Source organism: Bosea sp. RAC05, from assembly GCF_001713455.1.
GTDB lineage: Bacteria > Pseudomonadota > Alphaproteobacteria > Rhizobiales > Beijerinckiaceae > Allobosea.
This window is the reverse complement of sequence record NZ_CP016464.1, coordinates 4,405,736-4,420,131: the sequence shown is the minus strand read 5'-3', so window position 1 is coordinate 4,420,131 and position 14,396 is coordinate 4,405,736. Positions and strand designations below refer to the sequence as shown.

14 protein-coding genes are annotated in these 14,396 nt (G+C 69.3%); 9 read left to right on the top strand and 5 right to left on the bottom strand.

The genetic code is table 11. From position 1 onward, the window contains the following. Positions 1 to 25 precede the first annotated feature (25 nt). A complete protein-coding gene (locus tag BSY19_RS24465; RefSeq protein WP_069056438.1) occupies positions 26 to 439 on the top strand; it encodes a DUF3830 family protein in 414 nt (137 codons plus the stop codon). Positions 440 to 608: 169 nt separating this feature from the next. Here the strand turns inward: BSY19_RS24465 and BSY19_RS24460 are convergent, their stop codons facing one another. The 3 genes from BSY19_RS24460 to BSY19_RS24450 form a co-directional block, all read right to left on the bottom strand. Continuing rightward, positions 609 to 2,363 carry a cation:proton antiporter domain-containing protein gene (locus tag BSY19_RS24460; protein WP_069056437.1) on the bottom strand — a complete coding sequence of 585 codons (1,755 nt, stop codon included), beginning with the start codon at positions 2,361 to 2,363 and terminating at the stop codon, positions 609 to 611. 162 nt (positions 2,364 to 2,525) lie between these two features. Beyond that, positions 2,526 to 2,846 carry a polyhydroxyalkanoic acid system family protein gene (locus BSY19_RS24455; RefSeq protein ID WP_069056436.1) on the bottom strand — a complete coding sequence of 107 codons (321 nt, stop codon included), beginning with the start codon at positions 2,844 to 2,846 and terminating at the stop codon, positions 2,526 to 2,528. Between the two features lie 155 nt (positions 2,847 to 3,001). Beyond that, entirely contained in the window at positions 3,002 to 3,214 is a 213-nt protein-coding gene (locus BSY19_RS24450) for a hypothetical protein (RefSeq protein WP_069056435.1), read from the bottom strand. Between the two features lie 252 nt (positions 3,215 to 3,466). Here BSY19_RS24450 and BSY19_RS24445 point away from each other — a divergent pair, with 252 nt between their 5' ends. Beyond that, on the top strand, positions 3,467 to 4,114 hold the full coding sequence (locus BSY19_RS24445) for a hypothetical protein (RefSeq protein ID WP_069056434.1): 648 nt from the start codon (positions 3,467 to 3,469) through the stop codon (positions 4,112 to 4,114). A gap of 106 nt (positions 4,115 to 4,220) precedes the next feature. Here BSY19_RS24445 and BSY19_RS24440 read toward each other — a convergent pair whose 3' ends face one another. Further along, positions 4,221 to 4,523 (bottom strand): hypothetical protein, encoded by a 303-nt coding sequence (locus BSY19_RS24440; protein ID WP_069056433.1) that lies wholly within the window; start codon positions 4,521 to 4,523, stop codon positions 4,221 to 4,223. A gap of 151 nt (positions 4,524 to 4,674) precedes the next feature. After that, a complete protein-coding gene (locus BSY19_RS24435) occupies positions 4,675 to 4,932 on the bottom strand; it encodes a hypothetical protein (protein WP_069056432.1) in 258 nt (85 codons plus the stop codon). A gap of 314 nt (positions 4,933 to 5,246) precedes the next feature. Between BSY19_RS24435 and BSY19_RS24430 the strand changes: the two genes are divergently transcribed. The 7 genes from BSY19_RS24430 (at position 5,247) to nikE (ending at position 14,361) form a co-directional block, all read left to right on the top strand. Further along, positions 5,247 to 6,236 (top strand): NAD-dependent epimerase/dehydratase family protein, encoded by a 990-nt coding sequence (locus BSY19_RS24430; protein ID WP_069056431.1) that lies wholly within the window; start codon positions 5,247 to 5,249, stop codon positions 6,234 to 6,236. Beyond that, on the top strand, positions 6,233 to 6,994 hold the full coding sequence (locus tag BSY19_RS24425) for an SDR family oxidoreductase (RefSeq protein ID WP_069056430.1): 762 nt from the start codon (positions 6,233 to 6,235) through the stop codon (positions 6,992 to 6,994). The genes BSY19_RS24430 and BSY19_RS24425 overlap by 4 nt, the downstream gene beginning before the upstream one ends. Before the next feature lie 53 nt (positions 6,995 to 7,047). Further along, the gene (locus tag BSY19_RS24420) at positions 7,048 to 8,472 is read left to right on the top strand and encodes an FAD/NAD(P)-binding protein (protein WP_069057366.1); all 1,425 of its coding nucleotides are present in this window, start codon (positions 7,048 to 7,050) and stop codon (positions 8,470 to 8,472) included. A gap of 86 nt (positions 8,473 to 8,558) precedes the next feature. After that, positions 8,559 to 10,166, top strand: a complete 1,608-nt coding sequence (locus BSY19_RS24415) for an ABC transporter substrate-binding protein (protein WP_069056429.1) — start codon at positions 8,559 to 8,561, stop codon at positions 10,164 to 10,166. 170 nt (positions 10,167 to 10,336) lie between these two features. Further along, positions 10,337 to 11,368, top strand: coding sequence for an ABC transporter permease (locus BSY19_RS24410; protein WP_069056428.1), 1,032 nt, complete (start codon positions 10,337 to 10,339; stop codon positions 11,366 to 11,368). A 247-nt stretch (positions 11,369 to 11,615) separates the two neighbouring features. Next, complete coding sequence (locus BSY19_RS24405; protein WP_069056427.1) at positions 11,616 to 12,464, top strand: ABC transporter permease; 849 nt, start codon at positions 11,616 to 11,618, stop codon at positions 12,462 to 12,464. A 157-nt stretch (positions 12,465 to 12,621) separates the two neighbouring features. Then, positions 12,622 to 14,361 carry a nickel ABC transporter ATP-binding protein NikE gene (gene nikE / locus BSY19_RS24400; RefSeq protein ID WP_069056426.1) on the top strand — a complete coding sequence of 580 codons (1,740 nt, stop codon included), beginning with the start codon at positions 12,622 to 12,624 and terminating at the stop codon, positions 14,359 to 14,361. Positions 14,362 to 14,396: the final 35 nt, after the last annotated feature.

Genomic DNA, 14,396 nt, shown 5'->3' with positions numbered 1-14,396 from the left:
CATCCATCTCAGAGGCGCAACCCGCATGTCCCAGCTCATCGTCACCGCCGGCCCCTTCACCTTCGAAGCCAAGCTCGAGCTCGAGAACGCGCCCAAGACCTGCGCCGCCTTCCTTCGGCACATGCCGTTCACCAGCAAGATCGTGCATGTGCGCTGGAGCGGCGAGGGCGTCTGGATGCCGCTCGGCGATCTCGATTTCGGTGTCGGCTACGAGAACCACACCAGCTATCCGGCGCCGGGCCAGATCATCCTCTATCCGGGCGGCATCAGCGAGACCGAGATTCTGCTCGCCTATGGCGGCGTGCATTTCGCCAGCAAGATGGGCCAGCTCGCCGGCAACCACTTCATCACCCTGACCTCGGGGCTGGAGAACCTCTACACGCTCGGCCGCAAGACGCTCTGGGAGGGCGCGCAGGACATCAAGTTCGAGATGGTCTGAGGATCAGCCTGGGCACCGGTCGCGACGGACCCCGTCATCCTGGACCAGCCGCGGAGCGGCGCAGGCCGGGATCCCTCATAGGGCCCTGTCGAGTTCTATGATGGATCCCGGGACGGCCTGCGGCCGCCCAGGATGACGGTCTTGGTTCCGCATCCGACGATCCTTCGCGTCACCCCGCTGGCGTCGCGTCCTGCGCCTGCGGCGGTTCTCCCGCCCCGCACAGCGCCAGCATGGCGCGGGCGATCTCGGCTTCGCCCATGATCGTCAGCGTCGCGCCGCAGCGCGTCAGATGCGCGACCTCGGCATCCGAATGGGCGCGGGCGACGATCGGCAGGGCCGGGTTGTCGCGCCGCGCCTGTTCGCAGACCTGCCCGGCCTCGAAGCTCTGCGGAATGGCGACGAAGAGGCGCTTCGCCCGCGCCAGCCCCGCCGCGGCGAGCACCGCCGGGTCCGCCGCGTTGCCGCGCAGGAGTTCGGCGCCGTCGCGGCGTGCCGTGGCGACGGCGTCGCCCTGTTCCTCGATCACCAGCAGCTTCTCGCCGCGCGCCAGCAGCCCGGCGCCCAGCAGCGCGCCGACGCGGCCATAGCCGACCACGATCATGTGGTCGGACAGCGCCGTTGGCACGATGTCGAGATCGGGCGTGGCCTCGGGAGCCGGCGCGGGTTGGGGCGGATCGGCGCCAGGACCCGGACCGGGCTTGGCCTTGGCGGCGGCCGCGGGCTCGCCGGCGAAGCGGTCGACCAGCGCGAACAGGACCGGGTTCAGCAGGATCGAGAGGATCGCGCCGGCCAGGATGAGGTCGCGCCCCTGGGGCGGCAGCAGCGCCAGGGAGACGCCGAGCCCCGCCAGGATGAAGGAGAACTCGCCGATCTGCGCCAGCGAGGCCGAGATGGTCAGCGCCACGCCGTTCGACTTGCCGAAGGCGCGCACGATCAGCCAGGCGGCAAGCGACTTGCCGATGAGGATGATCGCCAGCGTCGCCAGCAGCGGGCCGGGCGCCCGCAGCAGGATCGCGGGGTCGAACAGCATGCCGACCGAGACGAAGAAGAGCACCGCGAAGGCATCGCGCAGCGGCAGCGATTCCTCGGCCGCGCGCTGGCTCAGCGGGGATTCGCTCAGGATCATGCCGGCGAAGAAGGCGCCGAGCGCGAAGGAGACGCCGAACAGGCTGGCCGCGATGAAGGCGACGCCGAGCGCCACCGCCAGCACGGCGAGGCGGAACAGCTCGCGCGAGCCGGTATGGGCGACCCAGTGCAGGATCCAGGGGATGACGCGCCGGCCGACGACGAGCATGAAGGCGATGAAGGCGACGACCTTCATCAGGGTGAAGCCGAGCACGCCCCAGAGGCCGAGATCGAACTGGCCCGACAGCGGCGAGGGGATGCCGGGCTGGGCGCCCCGGACGGCGTCGGCGACGGCGGGGATCATGACCAGCGCCAGCACCATGGCCAGGTCTTCCACGATCAGCCAGCCGACGGCGATCTTGCCCTTTTCGCTCTGGACGAGACGGCGCTCCTGCAGGGCCCGCAGCAGCACGACCGTGCTCGCCACGGAGAGGGCGAGGCCGAAGACCAGCCCCGCGACCCAGCCCCAGCCCATCAGCAGGCCGAGCACCATGCCGAGCAGCGTGGCGGTGCCGATCTGGACGATGGCGCCGGGCACGGCGATCGCCTTCACCGAGAGCAGGTCCTTCAGCGAGAAATGCAGGCCGACGCCGAACATCAGCAGGATGACGCCGATTTCGGCGAGCTCGTTGGCGAGGTTCTGGTCGGCGACGAAACCGGGCGTGAAGGGGCCGACGGCGACACCCGCGACGAGATAGCCGACCAGCGGCGAGATGCGCAGCTTGTGGGCGAGCGCGCCAAAGACGAAGGCCAGGCCGAGGCCCGCGACGAGAATGGCGATCAGCGGGCCGTGATGCATGGTTCTCCCAGATGGTGCGCGAGAGGAGGGTGGATGTCGGGGGCGGGCTCGACCATGGCGGCCGCACCCTGCGATTTCAACCAGTCGGATGCGGTCTGGCATCAGGGGCCGCGGCGCCGCGGAGGCCAGTTCAGCCTGGCGACAGCTCCGCCCCCTGGGCGGTCAGGCGCGCGGCTTCTCCAGCAGGACCTGCCCCTGTTTCTCGACGCCGATCTTGAGCTTCTCGGCGAACATGGCGAGCATCCAGGGCAGCATCACCTCGACCCGGACCAGAGCCTGTTCCACGTCGAGCCGGCCGCGGACGGTGTAGCCGAGGGCCGCGACGCCGAAATGCAGGCTGTCGCCCTCCCAGCGTTCCTCGACGAGCTGCATCTTCACCATGCCGAGCCGGTCGCGGATGCGATCGATGCCGTCGCGCAGACGGGCCACGGCCCCTTCACGGCCCAGTTCATGGGAGACGGTGATGCTGACGGGTTTGGCCATGCTGCTCTCTGTGCGCCGGGGTCGGCATGATCGGGGTTTCGCCCCGGAGAATGGGAACGGCCCCCGGCGATGTCCAGAAGGGGCGCTTCGTCATGAAAAGGGCCGGCCCGCGCGAGGCGCGAGCCGGCCCTGATGTCACCGCTGCGCTGCCGGCTTCAGCCGGCGCGCTCGCTCAGGCGGCGCTGGCCGCTCTCCGTGATGCGCCAGCGCTGGCCCGCGGTCTCGACGAGGCCGCGGTCCTCGAGCAGGTGGAGCATCGAATCGTCGAAGACGAAGCGCGAGGTCTCCTCGCCGATGCTCTCGAGCGCGATCCATTCGGGATCGGACAGCACGCCGGGCTGCCGGATCAGGAGGTGCTGGATGTCCATGAGCGTCTCCTTTCGTCGCAAGGAATGAAGCGGGCTTGTCGCAGGCAATCGCGGCCTCGTCATGGCCGCGGCTGCCGCAGGCTGGCCGCAAGTGTTTCGGACAGTCTCCCCGGCCGGCAGAGGCGAGCCTTTCTTCATCGGGAGGGAACTCTGTCGGCGATGGCCGGTTCTGTTTCCATCAGCTCACGAGGCATCGCGGGCCGACGCTTCCGCCCGTGCCCTCCGCCCAACCGCATGATGGAGACTTTCGCCATGGCGACCATGAACAGCTTTCCGCCCGATGTTCCCAGGGACATTAATGATGCGCGCGAGGATATCGAGGGCGCCGTCGGCACCGTGCGCGCCAAGGCGGCGCATCTCGCCGACAAGGCGACCGAGTCCGTCCGCGACGGCTACTATCGCGCCAAGGACGCGCTGACCGAGGCCGATCCGATCGAGATGGCGCGCGAGGGCGGCGAGGCCGTGAAGGGCGCCGTCGAGCGCCATCCGCTGGCGGCTTTCGGACTGGGTGCGCTCAGCGTCGGCCTGATCGCCTGGGCGACGATGCGCGGCTCCTCGCAGCCCCGCTACGCGCGCTACCAGCCCGATTTCGGCCGCTGGAGCCGCCTGCTGCAGGGCTATGGCAGCGAGGCCGCCGACACCGGCGAGGGCCTGCTGAAGAGCGGCGAGAGCTGGCTGCGCAGCCAGTCCGGCACGGCGCGGGATCAGGCGCGGGATTATGCGGCCCAGGCGCGCGACTATGCCGATTTCGGCGGGCGTGTGATCGCCCATCGCGCCGAGCGCGAGCCGATCGCGGCGATCATCGGCGTCGGCATCGCCGTCTATGTGATCGGCTCGCTGATCGCCTCGGCCACGACCAGCGACAGCGCGCCGGCGCGCCGTCGCGCTGCCAAGCGCTGAGCGCGCGTCACGCTCCACCCCAAAGAGAAGCCCTGCCGCATCGCTGCGGCAGGGCTTTTTTCGTCGGCTCGTTCCTCGCGCCCCCCGCAGCGGGAGGCGCGCAGGCTCACCACCAGTAGCCGGGGCCGCCGTAGTAATAGCCGCGGCGGTAATAGCCGCGATTGGCCGAGGCCGCGATCGCGCCACCGACGACACCGGCGGCGACGCCGGCCGCAACGGCGCTGCTGGCTTCGTTCGAGGCGCGGCGGTTCTCCACGTAATTGGCGGAGCGGCACTGCTGATAGGCGCGGGTGCCGGGGCGGAAGCCCTGCGACTCGCAGGTGATCTCGGCGTCAGCGAGCGATTCCTGCGCCGTCTGGCAGCCGGCAAGCACAGCCGCCAGAGCTCCGACAATCAGAATGGTACGCATTTCTTGTCCCTTTTTGCAGCCTCCCAAAGGCTGATCGGACTAAAATGCAGGACCTCCTACAGGTCAAGACAAACAGCGATACATCCAGCAATACGTCGGCCGTGGTTGCAGCCGTGTCGCCGCTGGGCTTCGGCTGCAGGCGAGGCGCCGTTCAGCCGGCCTTGCGCGCCGGCTTCTCGATGGGCTTGCCCGAACGCGTCAGGCTGGCGATCTCGAGCGGGGGCATGCCGGACTTCTCGGCGATGATCCGGTCCTGCTCCATGATGGCGTCGCGGGCCGGCTCGTCGCCGTCGAGGCCGCCGAGCAGTTCCGTCGGCACGCGCCGGTTGGAGCGGCGCGAACCGTCGACATAGACGACGTCGAACATCACGAACTCGGCCTCGAGCGGCTTCGATTTCTTCCGGGCCATGGCAGGCTCCTCTCAACGATGGTCATGTCGGCGCCGCAGGGCGATGGCGCGCCACGCCCTGCGAGGACGCGCAAGGCCAGTGCTGGGACGGGGCCGAAGGGTGATGAGGGGACGCCTAGCCCATGAGGCGGTGCCTTGCAATGCGCCGGGACGTGCCGAATCCGCAGGCGCCCCCGCAGGATACGGGCTTGCGGCGGTCCCGGCGGCGGCCTTAGCTCATGGCGCTCCCGGCTGTCCGACGACGGAACCGGGGCGTGAACCCGCCCGTCCTGTTCCGCCGCCGGCGGAGCCCCTCCCGCTGCGTGAGGCCAACCGTGAGAACCCTGATCTTCGGCGGCGCCGGCTTCGTCGGCCTCAACATCGCGGAGACGCTGCTGCGGGCTGGCCACGAGGTCGTGGCCTTCGACCGCTCGCCGATCCCCGTGGCGGCCACTGACGCCTTCGCCGCCCTGCCGGGTCATTTTACCGCGCTGGCGGGCGACGTCACCGACGAGGCCGCGGTGGCGTCGGCGGTGTCGGCCGGGACGGATCTCGTGGTCATGGGCGCGGCGATCACGGCCGGGCGCGAGCGGGACGCGAGCGACCCGGCGACGACGCTGAAGGTCAATCTGCTTGCGCAGGTGCCGATCCTGGCGGCGGCGCGGGCGGCGGGGGTGAGGCGGGTGGTCAATCTGAGCTCGGCGGCCGCCTATGGCGCGGCCGGCGAGCGCCTGCCCGAACTCGACGAGGCGACGCCGGGCGACCCGGTCGGGCTTTATGCCATCACCAAATGGGCGAGCGAGCGCGTCGGGGCGCGGCTCGGCGATCTCTGGGGGCTCGACGTCGTCAGCCTGCGGCTGAGCGGCGTCTTCGGCCCCTGGGAGCATGCAACCGGCGTGCGCGACACGCTGAGCCCGCATTGCCAGGTCCTGGCGGCGGCGGTGGCGGGGCAGCCGGCGATCCTGCCGCGGCCGGGCCTGCGCGACTGGATCTACGCGCCCGACGTGGCGGATGCCGTGCTGGCGGTGGCGGCGGCCGAGAAGCTGGGCCATGGCGTCTACAATGTCTCGACCGGCCGGCGCTTCACGCTGCTCGATTGGGGCCGGCGGCTGGCGCAGGCCTTTCCCGGCTTCGTCTGCCGGTTGGCGGAGCCGGGCGAGGTGGCGACGATCGATTTCCACGGCCCCTCCGACCGTGCGCCGATGGCGGTGGCCCGGATCGCGCAGGACCTCGGCTGGGCGGCGAAGACGGAGGGGCTGGACTCGGCCGACCGGCTCGCCGCCTGGTGGCACAGTCACGGACGGACCATGGAGACGGGACGATGAAACTCGCCGGCAAGACGGCACTGGTGACGGGCGCGGGCTCCGGCATCGGCCAGGCGATCGCGCTTCTGTTCGCCACCGAGGGAGCGCAGCTCGCGCTGATCGACCGCGACGAGGCCGGGCTCGCCGGGACGCAGGCGCAGATCGCGGCTGCGGGGGGCGCGGCGATCATCCAGTGCGGCGATGTCGGCGCTCCCGGTTTCGCGGAGGCGGCGGTCGCGGCCTGCGCCTCGCGCTTCGGCGGGCCCGACGTGCTGGTGACGGCGGCGGGTTTCTCCTGCGGCGGCACCGTGACGACGACGGCGCCGGACGATTGGGATGCCGTGTTCCGCGCCAATGTCGGCGGCACCTTCCTGTTCGCACGCGCCGCGATCCCGCTGATGCAGGCCCGCGGCGGCGGGGCGATCGTCACCTTCGCCTCGCAGCTCGCGCTGGCCGGCGGGCGCGGCAACAGCGCCTACATCGCGGCCAAGGGCGCGATCCTCTCGCTGACGCGGACGATGGCGCTGGACTATGCAGCGGACGGCATCCGCGTGAACGCGATCGCGCCGGGCGCGATCGACACGCCGATGCTGCGGCGCAGCTTCGCCCGCCATGCCGATCCGGAGCCGGTGCGCGAGGCCTCGCGCAGCCGCCATGCGATGAAGCGCTTCGGCCGGGCGGAGGAGGTCGCGCAGGCCGCCCTCTATCTCGCCAGCGATGCCTCATCCTTCAGCACGGGCACCACGATGGTCGTCGATGGCGGCTGGCTGGCGGCCTGACGCCGGCGATGGAGGGCGTGATGGACGGCATGAACGCTGCATCGAGGGACGACATGAAACATGACGGTCTCTCCCTGCTCGAAAGCCGCGTCGCGGCCGATCTCGCCCGCACCGCCCATCCGCGTGCGCCCTGGCTGAAGCCCGTGACCGGCCCGGACGGCCAGTCGGCCCATGACGTCGTCATCGTCGGCGGCGGCCAGTCCGGCCTCGCCACGGCCTTCGGGCTCTTGCGCTCGCGCGTCGACAATATCCTGGTGCTGGACAAGGCCCCGGCCGGGCAGGAGGGGCCCTGGCGGACCTATGCGCGCATGCACACGCTGCGCAGCCCGAAGGACTTCACCGGCCCCGACCTCGACATGCCCTGCCTGACCTACCAGTCCTGGCACGAGGCGAAGTTCGGCGCCGACAGCTGGGACGAGCTTGCCCTGATCCCGAAGGGGCACTGGGCGGATTATCTCGACTGGTTCCGCCATGTCACCGGCCTGCCGGTGCGCAACGAGGCCGAGGTCATCGACATCGCGCCGGCCGAGGGTCTGCTGGCGGTGACCGTGCGCAGCCGGGGCGTCGAGAGCCGGCTCTATGCGCGCAAGGTCGTGCTCGCCACCGGCCAGGAGAGCATGGGCGACTGGAGCCTGCCGGCCCCGATCGCAGCCCTGCCGGCGCAGCGCCGGGCGCATTGCGCGCAAGCCATCGACTTTACGGCGCTGGCGGGAAAGCGCGTGGCGGTGATCGGCGCCGGGGCCTCGGCCTTCGACAATGCCGCGACCGCGCTCGAAGCCGGGGCTGCTGAGGTTCACCTGCTCTGCCGGCGCAAGGACATTCAGGTGGTGCAGCCCTATCGCTGGCTGACCTTCCGGGGCTTCCTACGCCATCTCGGCGATCTCGACGACGCCTGGCGCTGGCGCTTCATGAGCGCGGTGCTGGGGCTGCGCGAAGGCTTCCCGCAGGCGACCTATGACCGTTGCGCCGACCACGCGGCGTTCCGGCTGCACCTGGGATCGCCCGTCGTCAGCGCCATCGACGGTCCGGGCGGGGTCGAACTGGCGACGCCGTCGGGCTCTGGCACGGCGGATTTCGTGATCTGCGCGTCGGGCATCGAGATCGACCTCGCCGCGCGGCCGGAGCTCGCGCGCTTTGCCGGCAACATCGCCTCCTGGGGCGACCGCTACACGCCGCCGGCGGCCGAACGGGACGAGCGGCTGGCGCGCTTTCCCTATCTCGGCGACGATTATGCGCTGAGCGAGCGCGTGCCCGGCGCGACGCCCTGGATCGCCGACATCCATCTGTTCAGCATCGCCTCGACGATGAGCTTCGGCGCCTCGGGCTCCTCGATCAATGCGATGACCACCGCCGTGCCGAAGCTGGTCTCGGGTCTGACGCGCGGGCTGTTCCGGGCCGACATCGAGACGCTCTGGCAGGAGTTCCAGGCCTACGACGTGCCGCAGGCGGTGCTGCGCTCCCCGGCGCGGGGCGGGTGATACGGGCCTGCATGGCACCGGGCTTGCATCCTGTTCCGTTCGGAACCAACCTGTCGCCTGCAACCATAAAAACGAGGGGATCAAACATGAGCATCCTGAGGAACGCCGGCCTGGTGGCGGCGCTGCTGGCATCCACGGCCCTGCCTGCGCTGGCCCAGACCCGCGCCGAGACGCTGCGCCACGTCACCGGCGCTGCGATCAACACGCTCGACCCCAACATCCCCGGCTCGACCCGCGAGGCCTTCGGCCTCTCGCTCCTGACCTATGACCGCCTGCTCTCGTTCGGCAAGAAGCAGCTCGACGGCAAATGGGTCTTCGATCTCGATACCTTCAAGCCGGAGCTCGCCGAGAGCTACACGGTCAGCCCCGACGGGCTGAAGATCACCTTCATCCTGCGCAAGGACGCCAAGTTCCACGACGGGACGCCGGTGACGGCCGATGACGTGAAGTGGTCGCTCGACCGCGCCGTGACCGCCAATGTGCTCGGCAAGGGCCAGCTCCTGACCGGCTCGCTGACCAGCCCCGACCAGTTCAAGGTCGTCGACGCCCATACCTTCGAAGTCACGCTGCCCAAGCCCGACAAGCTGGCGCTCGCCAACCTCGCCGTGGTCTATCCGGTGATCTTCAACTCCAAGCTCGCCAAGTCGAAGGCGACAGCCGAAGATCCCTGGGCGCTCGCCTGGCTGAAGGAGAACACCGCGGGCTCGGGCGCCTACATCATCGAGAGCTTCAAGCCGGGCGAGACCACGATCCTGCGCCGCAATCCGGACTGGAACCGCGGCTCGGCCGAGAAGCCCGCCGCCTTCAAGCGCATCATCACCCAGACGATCCCCGAGGCGGCGACCCGCGCCAACCTGGTCGAGAAGGGCGATGCCGACATCGCCATCGACCTGCAGGCGACGGACGCCGCCGATCTCGAGAAGAAGGCCAAGCTGAAGGTCATCTCGACCCCGCAGTACAACGCCATCACCTTCGTCTCGTTCAACAACCAGATGCCGCCCTTCGACAAGATCGAGGTGCGCAAGGCGATCGCGGCTGCGCTGCCCTATGAGGACATGTTCAAGGCGGCGCTGTTCGGGCGCGGCGCGCCGCTCTACGGCGCGACCTGGGCGGACGGCCAGGCCCCGACGGGCGCAACCTTCCCGATCCCGCAGCCGGTGAAGACCGACCTCGTCGAGGCCAAGAAGCTGCTGACCGCGGCGGGCTTCCCCGACGGGTTCTCGACGACCTTCTCCTTCAATGTCGGCCAGGCCGGCACGGCCGAGCCGATGGCGGCGCTGCTGAAGGAATCGCTCGCCAAGATCGGCATCAAGGTCGACATCCAGAAGCTGCCGGATGCGCAGATGTCGACGCTGATCAACGAGAAGAAGGTGCCGTTCTTCACCGAGGGCATCGTCGCCTGGCTGCCCTCGATGGATTACTTCTACCGCAACTTCTACATCGGCCCGATCCGCTGGAACTACTCCTCGCTGAACGACGCCCAGATCACGGAATGGGCGCAGGCCGCCCGTTTCGAGCCGGATGCGGCCAAGTATGCGGCGCTGGGCAAGCAGCTGAACACGCGGCATTTCGAGCTGATGCCGCAGATCCCGCTCTGGCAGCCCTCGCAGGACGCGGTGATGGCGCCCTCGATCGAAGGCTATGTCTACCAGTACCACCGCCAGATCGACTTCCGGGATCTGAGCCGGAAGTGATATCGGCCTGAGTGGCTCGACAACCTACGACGTCATCCTGGGCTTCGCGTCAGCGAAGTCCCAGGATCCATCGTAAAGCACGACAGTGCCCTCGGATGGATCCCGGCCCGCGCCGCTTTGCGGCTTGGCCAGGATGACGCTGCAGGGGTGAGCCAGGCGAGCGAGAACCCATGTCGCAACTCTCCACCACCGCCAAACGGGCCGGCTGGCGCTTCGCCTCGTCGCTGCCGGCGCTGTTTGGCGTGCTGGTCTTCACCTTCCTGCTGATGCGGGTGCTGCCGGGCGATCCGGCGGTGTTCTTCGCCTCCGGGCCCACTGCGGGCAAGGAAGAGATCGAGATGATCCGCAAGCAGATGGGCCTCGACAAGCCGGTGCCCGAGCAGCTGCTGCGCTATCTCGGCGACATCGGCTCGGGCAATCTCGGCCGCTCGCTGACGACCGGGCAGCCGGTGCTGGCGGATCTGAGGTCTCGGCTGCCGGCCTCTCTGGAGCTGACCTTCTCGGCGCTGCTGATCGCGCTCCTGACGGCGATCCCGCTCGGCGTCGCGGCGGCGCTGCGGCAGGGCTCCTGGATCGACCATGTCGTGCGCTTCATCTGCGCGCTCGGCGTCTGCGTGCCGACCTTCGTCTCGGGGCTTTTGCTGATCTATGCCTTCTACTACCTGCTGGGCTTGGCGCCCGATCCGACCGGCCGCGTCGACATCTTCACCTCGCTGCCGCCGCGACTGACCGGCTTCCTGCTGATCGACTTCGCGCTGGCGGGCGACTGGGAGGGCTGGCGCGCCGCGGCGGCGCAGCTCGTGCTGCCAGCGATGACGATGGCGCTGTTCGTGGTGGCACCACTGGCGCGCATCACGCGGGCGGCGATGCTGGCCTCGCTCGGCAGCGATTTCGTCCGCACGGCGCGTTCGCTCGGCCTGCCACCGGCCAAGGTCATCGTCACCTACGCGCTCAGGAACGCGCTTTTGCCGGTTCTGACCATCGCCGGCATCGTGTTCTCGACCATGCTCGGCGCCAATGTCCTGGTCGAGAAGGTGTTCTCCTGGCCCGGAGTCGCTTCCTACGCGCTCGATGCGCTGCTCTCCTCCGACTACGCGCCGGTGCAGGGCTTCGTGCTGCTGATGGCCTCGATCTTCGTCGTGGTGAACCTGACCGTGGACGTGCTTTACGGCATCGCCGATCCCAGGGTGTCGGTGGAATGATCACCTGCGCTCACAATTGTCATTCGGGGGCATCGCGCAGCGATGAACCCGGAACCCACGACCGGGTGAGGCTGTCCCGTCATTGCGAGCGCAGCGAAGCAATCCAGACAAGCGCCGAACTCTGCCGCTCCTGGATTGCTTCGTCGCTGGCGCTCCTCGCAATGACGGTGGGCATGGGCTCGTCCGGTCGTGGGTTCCGGGTTCACGCCCTTGGCGCGCCCCGGAATGACAGGGGAGGAGCCATCTCATGACCTCCTCCACGCTTCGCCACACCGTCTGGATCCTGCGCGGCAATCCGGTCACGGCGGTCGCGGCCGCCGGCGCCTTCATCCTCTGCGTGCTCGCCGTGATTGGGCCCTGGATCGTGCCCTTCGATCCGATCGCGTCCGACGTCGCCAATGCATTGCAGCCACCCAGCGCCAAATACTGGGCGGGCACCGACCAGCTCGGCCGCGACGTGTTCAGCCGGCTCATCGTCGCGGCGCGGCTCGATCTCGCCATTGCCGCGTCCGCCGTGAGCCTGTCCTTCGTGCTCGGCGCGGTGGTCGGCGCGCTCTGCGGCTATACCGGCGGGCGGCTCGACCGCTATGTCGGGCGCTTCGTCGACGTGCTGATGGCCTTCCCGCTCTTCGTGCTGGCGATGGCGATGGTGGCCGCGCTCGGCAACCGGGTCGAGAACATCGTCATCGCCACCGCGATCATCAACCTGCCGTTCTACATCCGCTTCGCGCGGGCCGAGGTGAATGTCCGCCGCAATGCCGGCTGGGTCGAGGCCGCGCGCGCCAGTGGCGACAGCCATGTCTCGGTGGTCCTGCGCTTCCTGTTGCCGAACGTGCTGCCGGCGATGGCGGTGCAGGTCTCGCTCAATCTCGGCTGGGCGATCCTGAACGCGGCGGGGCTCTCCTTCATCGGGCTCGGCGTCTCCGCCCCGACGCCGGAATGGGGCATCATGGTCGCGGAGGGCGCGCGCTTCATCTCCACCGGCAAATGGTGGCTCGTCGCGTTTCCGGGGCTGGCGCTGATGCTGACGGTCTTGTGCTTCAACCTGCTCGGCGACGGCCTGCGCGACATCCTCGACCCGCGGATGCGGACGTGAAGCGCTTGATGATTGATCTCGGAACCAAAGCGTCATCCTGGACAAGCCGCGCAGCGGCGCAGCTCCGGGATCCATCGGAGGGCTCCGGCGCCCTTCGATGGATCCCGGGCCTTCGTCCCAGGATGACGGTGCGTTTCGATTGGCAGGCGTCAGAGTTTTGACCGTGAGCGCTTCACCAGACGCCCCGCTTCTCGCCATCGACGACTTGCACGTCACCTTCTCGACGCGGCGCGGGCTGGTCGAGGCGGTGCGCGGCGTGTCCTTCTCGGTCGCGGCCGGTGAGACGCTCGGCGTCGTCGGCGAAAGCGGCTCGGGCAAATCGGTGACGGCGTTTGCGGTGACACGGCTGCTCGATGCGTCGGGCCGGGTCAGCCAGGGCCGCATCCGTTTCGCCGGCGAGGACATTACCTCGGCCTCCTCGAAGCAGCTGCGTCGCATCCATGGCGCGGCGATCTCGATGATCTTCCAGAATCCGCGCGGGGCGCTGAACCCGATCCGCACGGTCGGCCAGCAGATCGCGGACGCGATCATGGCGCATGAGCCGATCTCGGCGGGCGAGGGCCGGGCGCGGGCGCTCGAGCTGCTCAAGGCCGTACTGATCCGCGAGCCCGAGAAGCGGCTCGACGCCTATCCGCACGAGCTCTCGGGCGGCATGTGCCAGCGCGTCATGATCGCCATGGCGATCGCCTGCGCACCCAAGCTCCTGATCGCCGACGAGCCGACGACGGGGCTCGACGTCACCACGCAGAAGACGGTGATGGACCTGCTCGCCAGGATCACCGCCGAGCGCGGCATGGCGATGATCCTGATCACGCACGACCTCGGGCTGGCCTCGCGCTACTGCCAGCGCGTCTGCGTGATGGAGCAGGGCAAGGTCGTCGAGGAGGCGCAGCCGCTCTCGCTGTTCAGCGCGCCGCAGCACCCCTACACCAAGCGCCTCGTCGCGGCCTCGCCGACCGCGACCTCGACGATCGCCGATCTGGCGCCGTCGTCATTGCGAGGAGGCGCAGCCGACGAAGCAATCCAGGGAGAATGGGCGCCGAGCCCGGCTGGATTGCTTCGCTCCGCTCGCAATGACGGCGAGGAGCAGTCCGCGGACAAGCCAGCCCCCGGCACGCCGCTTTTGCTCGAAGTCCAGAACCTGGTGAAGCGCTACGACCGCGGCGTCGTCGCGGTGAACGACGTCTCCTTCGCGATCCGGGCCGGCGAGAGCCTCGGCCTCGTCGGCGAGTCCGGTTCGGGCAAGAGCACGATCTCGCGGCTGGTCTGCCGGCTGATCGACGCCAGCGAGGGCGAGATCCTGTTCGACGGCCAGGCGATCGGCACGCTGCCGGCGCGCGATTTTCACCGCTCGCCGCTGCGCAAGGACATCCAGATCGTCTTCCAGGACCCGACCGACAGCCTCAATCCGCGCTTCAACGCCTTCGACTGCATCGCCCATCCGCTGCGGCGCCTGCTGAACATGAAGGACGGGGCCGCGCTCACCGCCCGCGTCAGCGAATGCGCCGAGCGCGCCGGTTTGCCCAGCGGGCTCCTGGAGCGCTTCCCGCACCAGCTCTCGGGCGGGCAGAAGGCGCGCGTCGGCATCGCGCGCGCCATCGCCTGCCGGCCGCGGCTCCTGATCCTCGACGAGCCGACGGCGGCGCTCGACGTTTCCGTCCAGGCGGTGATCCTGCAACTGCTCGACCGCTTGAGGCGCGAGGACGATCTGGCGCTGCTCTTCGTCAGCCACGACCTCAACGTCGTCCGGATGATGTGCGAGCGCACCGTGGTGATGCAGAACGGCGCCATCGTCGAGCAGGGCGAGAGCCTGGCGCTGTTTGCCGCGCCGCAGACCGATTATGCCCGCACGCTGCTGGAGGCCGTGCTGCATCTCGGCGGCCCGACCGTTCGCTGAGGCGGTCGATCCGGCCTTGAATTTGCGGCAAAGCG